Origin of the sequence: Gorillibacterium massiliense, assembly GCF_000455485.1 — a bacterium.
GTDB lineage: Bacteria > Bacillota > Bacilli > Paenibacillales > NBRC-103111 > Gorillibacterium > Gorillibacterium massiliense.
The window spans coordinates 1-1,554 of record NZ_CBQR020000087.1 but is presented as its reverse complement, the minus strand read 5'-3'; the positions used below and the strand labels follow the sequence as shown (position 1 = coordinate 1,554).

Here is a 1,554-nt window from a genome sequence, read left to right as displayed (position 1 = left end):
CGGGCCGCAGTGGCAGAGCTGTTAAAGGGGCCATCCGAAGAAAGCGGCCTGATGACCGCCTTGGCAACGGGCGTTCAACTGCTGTCCGTTTCTAAGTCGAAGGACGGAAGCGAGATCAGCGTTGACTTCGGCAGTAAGTTTCTTGATGCGGACAAGAAGGCTTCTCCGGATGCCTTGGATGTCGTCATTTTGACCCTGGCGGATACGACGGGTATCGACAGTGTTCAAGTATCCGTCAATGGCAGCGCGGATATCGCCGTTTCCGGCGATCGAAGCTACTCCATGCCGGTGGCCAAGCCGGAAACCGTCAATCCGTATAAATCATAACGGATCGCGCTTAAAAACGAGAGTTGCATAACCCGCCGGTGTCATCGCATAATAGGGAAGCGAATGGGCCCAATGGGAGAAAGGGAAGAGCGGTTCGGGCAACCCCGGGTGCTTTTCCTTTTTTTCTCTGGTAAAATGAATGTACCTTTTGAAAAGAAACCGGGAGGATACTCATGAGAAACGATGGAAGACAGCATGACGAGACGAGAATAGTCCGGATTACCCCCGACTATAACAAATATGCGGAAGGCTCGGTCTTGATCGAGGTGGGCGAGACGAAGGTCATCTGCACCGCAACGGTAGAAGAGCGCGTTCCTCCCTTCATGAAGGGCCAAGGCAAAGGCTGGGTGACGGCGGAATATTCCATGCTGCCCCGGGCTACCCAAAGCCGCAACCAACGGGAAGCGGCCAAAGGCAAGCTGGGCGGACGCACGATGGAAATCCAGCGGCTCATCGGCCGGGCGCTGCGTTCGGTGGTGAACCTGCAGCAGTTGGGCGAGCGAACCATTACGCTGGATTGCGACGTTATTCAAGCCGACGGCGGCACCCGCACGACATCCATCACCGGATCTTTCATCGCCATGGCAACGGCCATTAATAAACTTTACGAAGCTAAACAGATCACCAAGTTTCCCATTACCGATTTTCTCGCTTCCATCAGTGTCGGAATCGTCGGAGATCAGGAATTATTGGATTTGAATTACGAGGAAGATTCCAAGGCGAAGGTGGACATGAACGTCGTCATGACGGGTCAGGGAGCTTTTGTCGAGGTGCAGGGCACCGGCGAGGAATCACCATTCACCCGTGGGGAGCTGGATTCCCTTTTACAATTGGCCGAAAAAGGGATTCAACACGTGATCCAGGAGCAAATGAAGATTTTAGGCCCCATTGCTGAACGGATAGGCGGAGGTGCGGCTCATGCCGCCAAAAGCTGACCGCATCCTAATCGCAACGCGAAACAAAGGCAAAGTGAAGGAGTTTGAGCGGCTGTTCGCTCCCCTCGGCATTAGCGTCGACAGTTTGGCGGAATATCCGCAGCTGCCGGATGTGGTGGAGGATGGGGAAACCTTTGCCGACAACGCTCTGAAAAAGGCAAAAACCATCGCCGACCAGTTGAATGTGCCGACTTTGGCTGACGATTCCGGTTTGCGCGTGGCAGATCTGGATGGCGCTCCCGGCGTCTATTCCGCCCGATATGCGGGAGAGCCCTCCGATGACGGCGCCAAT

3 protein-coding genes are annotated in these 1,554 nt (G+C 54.9%); all 3 read left to right on the top strand.

From position 1 onward, the window contains the following. Positions 1 to 327, top strand: a 327-nt coding sequence (locus tag TJ79_RS10100; RefSeq protein WP_162162939.1) for a GerMN domain-containing protein, incomplete at its 5' end; no start/stop codon positions are given. Between the two features lie 173 nt (positions 328 to 500). Further along, positions 501 to 1,262, top strand: coding sequence for a ribonuclease PH (gene rph / locus TJ79_RS10095; RefSeq protein WP_040950186.1), 762 nt, complete (start codon positions 501 to 503; stop codon positions 1,260 to 1,262). Then, positions 1,246 to 1,554 (top strand): non-canonical purine NTP pyrophosphatase (locus TJ79_RS10090; protein ID WP_040950185.1); only part of this gene is annotated, 309 nt, incomplete at its 3' end. The genes rph and TJ79_RS10090, both read left to right, overlap by 17 nt.